Source organism: Psychrilyobacter sp. (assembly GCF_049671765.1).
Classification (GTDB): Bacteria; Fusobacteriota; Fusobacteriia; order Fusobacteriales; family Fusobacteriaceae; genus Psychrilyobacter.
The window spans coordinates 1-5498 of the sequence record NZ_JBATVM010000269.1 but is presented as its reverse complement, the minus strand read 5'-3'; the positions used below and the strand labels follow the sequence as shown (position 1 = coordinate 5498).

The window sequence follows — 5498 nt, the reverse complement described above, 5'->3', positions numbered from 1 at the left end:
TAGGATATTCCTTCACCTTTTCATAGTTCACATTAGTCCCTAACTCAGGTTTTGTCTCCTTGGCACTACATCCGCCAAATGCTGTGGCAGTTAAAACAGTTAAAATTAAAATAGATTTTTTTATATTCATAATGATGCCCTCCTAATTTATATTATATTTAACTTAATTATACATATATTTTCAAAAAATTCCTATTAAAATTAAAAAAAATTGTGTAATTTCGATTTAATTTGTTATAATTTTATATATTTAATAATTTAGGAGGATGTAAAAAAATGATAGGAATAATTGGTGCTATGCACGAGGAAATAATAGAGTTAAAAAATATGATTTCAAATTTAAAAGAGGAGAAAATATTAGATATTACTTTCTTCAAAGGAACTTTAGAAGGTAAAAAAATAGTACTAGTAGAAGGAGGGATCGGTAAGGTAAACTCATCTGTATGTACCACTCTACTAATCGATAGATTTAAAGTAGATCAACTTATTTTTACTGGTGTAGCTGGTGGAACTAATCCTAATATCGAAGTAGGAGACATAGTTATCTCAAACGAACTTATAGAGCATGACTTTGACTGTACAGCTTTTGGAATGAAACATGGTGAGATTCCTAGAATGGATACTTCTATCTTTAAAGCTGATAAAAAGTTAATTAAAATAGCTGAAAAAAGTGCCTTAGAATTATTTAATAAGGAAAATGTCTATACAGGTAGAATAGTAAGTGGAGATGTCTTTGTAGCTGAACCTGCAAAAATAAATTGGTTAAGAGAAACTTTCAATAGTGAATGTACAGAGATGGAAGGAGCAGCAGTAGCCCATGTATGCCACCTATTCAAGATTCCATTTGTAATCATAAGATCTATCTCAGATAAAGCAAATGATAATGCTAAAACAGATTTTCAAGAATTTGTAAAATTAGCTGCTAAAAACTCTAAAAATTTAATTGTAAAAATGATGAAAATAGTATAGAGATAAAACATTAAATTTATAATAAAAAGGAAGTTAAATTATGAATATAGATAAAACATTAAAAGAACTTTATTCCCTTACCAATATGGGAATAAAACTAGGCCTAGACAATATAAAAAACATCTTAAAATTAATGGGTAATCCTCAGGATAACTACAAGATATTACACATTGCAGGAACTAACGGTAAGGGTTCTACAGCAACTATTTTAGAAGCCAGTCTATTAGAAGCCGGCTATAAAGTAGGGAAGTATACCTCTCCTCATATTGAAAAATTCAATGAAAGGATTGTCGTAAATAAAGAGCAAATATCCGATGAAAAAATATGTTCTTATTATAAAAAAATAAGAACGTTGATTGAAGAAAATAATCTAGATCCCACCTTTTTTGAGATTACTACTGCAATGATGTTTGATTACTTCAAAGATTGTGACTGTGAATATGTAGTTTTAGAGACTGGTTTAGGAGGGCGTTTTGATGCTACTAATGTATGTCACCCTGAAATTTCTATAATCACCAATGTATCTATGGATCATATAAATATTCTAGGGAATAATTTGGATGATATAGCTCATGCAAAATGTGGTATTATAAAGGATAGTCCTGTTGTAGTTGCAGACTCTAGCCCAGAACTAATAGCCGCTGTTGAGAAAGAAACTAAAAACTATGTAAATGTAATCAAAAAATATAGCGACGTAAAGTTTGAACTAACAAAAGATTTTAGAACTAATATTTTTATAGATGGTCTAGAATTTAACCTTTCTCTTTATGGGAAATACCAAATAAACAATTTTTTAGGCGCATATGAGGCCTTAAAAAAAATTGGAATATCAAACAAAAATATACAAAATGCTGTCTCAAAAGTTTTTTGGCCTGGAAGATTTGAAATCTATTCAAAAGAGAGTCCACTTCTAATATTAGATGGTGCACATAATGTAGACGCTGCATCTAGATTAAAAGAAAATATTATTTCTAAATATAAAAAGAAAGATATAGTTACTATAGTTGCTATCTTAGAAGATAAGGATAGAAAGGGAATCTTAGAAGAAATTTCAAAATTTAGTGATGAAATAATTTTTACATCTTTAGAGGATTTTCATAGAGGAACTTCTGGAAGTGAACTACTTGATTTAGTTTCTACTTTTAAAAACCAAATAGTAGAAAATGATTTAGTTAAAGCTTTTGAACTAGCTAAAAAAACTAAAAAAGTAATCGTTATCTGTGGCTCATTTTATTTGCTGTCTAGATTTAAAAAATCCATTCAAATGAGGTAAAATTATGACAAAAAAGCAAGTTCTATTTTGGAGATTTATATTAATTTTGATTGTTGTTTCAGGAGGATATTTTTTAACTTTAAATATCTCAAATAATAAAACTAAAATTAGAGATCGAATAGTGGAAATAAATAAAAAAGTAAAAGGTATAGATTCCAATAAAAATAATGAAAAAACAATTGAAAATGAGATAGAACTGAGTATCAGACCAGACGATTTTTATAAAAAAACCAAAAATAAAAAATAATTAGTAAATAACACCGATAAATAATAGGAGGCTTTATGATTAAAAAATTTGTAAGGTTATCAAAATTAGTAAAAGCTTTTGATTTTAACGTGGTCTACGGTGGATTGGATAATCTAGAAAGAAAGATCCTACTCCCTACAGTGCATAGAGTAGGAGCAGAATTAACTGGGTTTTTAGTTGAGGGAGATGAACTAAATAAGCAACTTCATGTTTTAGGAACAGAGGAAATGAGATATATTGATTCTCTCTCCTCAGAAGTGAGAAAAGAAAGATTAAAAAATTATTTTTCTTATAATTTCCCTTGTATTATTGTAGCCTGTGATAAGGATATTCATCCTGATTTTATAGAATATGCTATCAGACATAATAAACCACTTTTGATTACTAAAAATAAAACTGCAGTTATCATAAGAAAATTGAAATATTACCTCCAAAAAAAATTAGCCCCTGAAATAAGATTAGAAAATCATATTCTAATTGAAATTTTAGGAATAGGTGTTTTAATCGGTGGTTATGAGGACGCAAAAATCGGGTCTACGCTAGAGCTAATTGAGAGAGGTCATAAGTATATTACTGATGAAAATTTGATTATCAAAAAAATTGGACCTGATATACTCTTAGGAGAGAATGGCTTTGACAAAAGTAACGTTAAGACACATTTTTATTTAGGAACAGGCAGTGAGAATATAGATATTACAAATAATTACGGAATTATTGCAACTCGTAGAACTAAGGAAATAAACTTGTATATTAATCTAGAAAAATGGGATAAAAGAAAGTTCTATGACAGGTTAGGGATAGATAAAGAATTCGAAGAAATTTTAGGAGTTCCCATACCTAAACTAAGTCTTCCTGTGAGAAGGGGAAGAAATTTAGCTGTAATTATTGAAACTGCAGCTATAAATGAAAGGTTGAAGCAAATTGGAATGAATTCTTCTGAATATTTTTTAGAAGAAACTAAAAAAATGATCGCTTTTAACAAAGCAAATAAGAAAGGTGATAAGATGAATAAAAATATTTTGACAGTTAAAAAAATAGTAGACGAATTTGACCTAAAAGTTATTACAGGAGAAGAGTTTCTAGAAACAACTTATATAACTAAAACTGCACTTCACAACCCTGCTTTGGCACTTTCTGGATTTTATGAAGTATTTTATCAAAATGGATCTAAAAGTTTACAACTATTTTCCCAAGGAGAATTAAATTTTTTAAAAAGTTTAGATGAGGATATTAAATACAAAAATTTAAACAATTTTTTTGATTTTGATTTTCCAGCTATGATAATCGCAGATGCAGATGAAATTGAACCATGTTTTATTGAATTATCTAAGAAAAAAAATAAAATTATGTTGTTTTCCGATAAGACTTCTACCCAACTGACAGCAGATTTAAATCAATTTTTGGAAAAAACATTTGCTCCTAAAATAACCATGCACGGAGTATTTGTTGAAATGTTTGGATTTGGTGTACTTCTTACAGGAAGAAGCGGAATTGGTAAGAGTGAAACAGCTCTAGAATTGATCCACAGGGGACATAGATTAATTACAGATGATAAAGTAACTTTTCATGAGCATCCCAGTGGAATGGTTATAGGAAAAGCCGATAAGATACCTTATTTTATGGAACTTAGAGGTTTAGGAATTATAGATATCAAGGCTCTTTATGGCCTAGGATCTGTAAGAAAAGAAAAAAGATTGGATGCAATAATAGAATTAAAGGAATTAAAAAGTGATGATTATTTAACTAAAACGTCTACCTCTAAAGGTATTGAAGTGGAAATTTTAGGTCATTCTGTAGATCATGCGGAACTATATATAAGTTCTGGAAGAAATGCCGCTACCATGGTAGAAACGACTATTATGAATTTAATCGCTATCAAATATGGTTATGATCCTGAAAAAGCATACAAGGGTAAAGTAAGGCACCAAGAATTTATATAAGGTATAACTAGGGGGTCAAAAAGGTAATGAAAAGAAAGGTAAAAACATTAGCAATAGATTATTTTGTAATTAATTTAGGACTTATTATAGCTGCAATAGGAATAGGGCTCTTTATAGTCCCGGCAAGGATAGTAAGTGGTGGTGTAACAGGAATAGCAACTATCTTACATTATACATTTAATCTATCAATTGGAACTACTATGCTATTTATCAATATCCCTCTATTTTTAATCGGTGTAAAAACCTTCGGTAAAGAATATGGTGCAAAAACTTTATTTGGAATTATCATGTTATCATTTTACATTGACCTTTTTAGAAAATTTGTAGAAATAGATAATGTGATAGATTTTACAAAGGGAAGTAATTTTTTATTGGCACCACTTTTTGGAGGTATTTTAATCGGTGTAGGTCTAGGACTTATTTTAAAATTTGGTGGTAGTACAGGTGGGACCGATATTATAGCTCAAATGGTCAACAAAATCACTAAAATACCTGTAGGTTATTGTATGATGATGAACGATACTATTATCATAATCAGTGGAATAGCTATCTTTGGAATAGAAAAAGGATTATATGCAATTATTGCAATGTTTACAACTAACGTAGTTATTAATAAGATCTTTGAAGGTGTAGGATACACGAAGATGGTTTATATTATAAGTGATAAATATGAACTTATAAGAGAAATAATATTAAATGATATAAAAAAAGGTGGAACTGCTATATCAGCCAAAGGACTCTATACTGATGACAAAAAATCAATGATTATGACTGTATTGAAAAACAAAGAGATTAGAGATCTTCATGCGCTTATAAAACAAGTTGATCCAAGTGCATTTATAATTATATCAGAGGTTTATGAAGTTTTAGGTGAAGGTTTCAAATCACTAGATTAATAGCAACGTCATCAATAAGAGGTCTTGGAGGAGAGCAATGGACAAAATAATAGTAAAAAATATAAAAGCATATGGATATCACGGTGCTTTAACTGAAGAAAATATACTAGGACAAAACTTTTATGCTGATGTAGTTCTCCATAAATCATTGCAGAGGGCAGGTCTTACAGATG

The 5498-nt window shown here is 29.3% G+C and carries 6 protein-coding genes; all 6 read left to right on the top strand.

All coding sequences use genetic code 11. The features are described from left to right. Positions 1 to 276: 276 nt before the first annotated feature. Complete coding sequence (locus WBG30_RS12640) at positions 277 to 969, top strand: 5'-methylthioadenosine/adenosylhomocysteine nucleosidase (RefSeq protein ID WP_424505022.1); 693 nt, start codon at positions 277 to 279, stop codon at positions 967 to 969. 40 nt (positions 970 to 1009) lie between these two features. After that, the gene (locus WBG30_RS12635; RefSeq protein WP_424505021.1) at positions 1010 to 2242 is read left to right on the top strand and encodes a bifunctional folylpolyglutamate synthase/dihydrofolate synthase; all 1233 of its coding nucleotides are present in this window, start codon (positions 1010 to 1012) and stop codon (positions 2240 to 2242) included. 4 nt (positions 2243 to 2246) lie between these two features. Beyond that, positions 2247 to 2489, top strand: coding sequence for a hypothetical protein (locus WBG30_RS12630; protein WP_424505020.1), 243 nt, complete (start codon positions 2247 to 2249; stop codon positions 2487 to 2489). Positions 2490 to 2524: 35 nt separating this feature from the next. Then, positions 2525 to 4429 carry an HPr(Ser) kinase/phosphatase gene (hprK, locus tag WBG30_RS12625; RefSeq protein ID WP_424505019.1) on the top strand — a complete coding sequence of 635 codons (1905 nt, stop codon included), beginning with the start codon at positions 2525 to 2527 and terminating at the stop codon, positions 4427 to 4429. Between the two features lie 26 nt (positions 4430 to 4455). Continuing rightward, positions 4456 to 5325 (top strand): YitT family protein, encoded by an 870-nt coding sequence (locus WBG30_RS12620; RefSeq protein ID WP_424505018.1) that lies wholly within the window; start codon positions 4456 to 4458, stop codon positions 5323 to 5325. A 37-nt stretch (positions 5326 to 5362) separates the two neighbouring features. Continuing rightward, the coding region (locus WBG30_RS12615; protein ID WP_424505023.1) for a dihydroneopterin aldolase at positions 5363 to 5498 on the top strand (136 nt) is incomplete at its 3' end.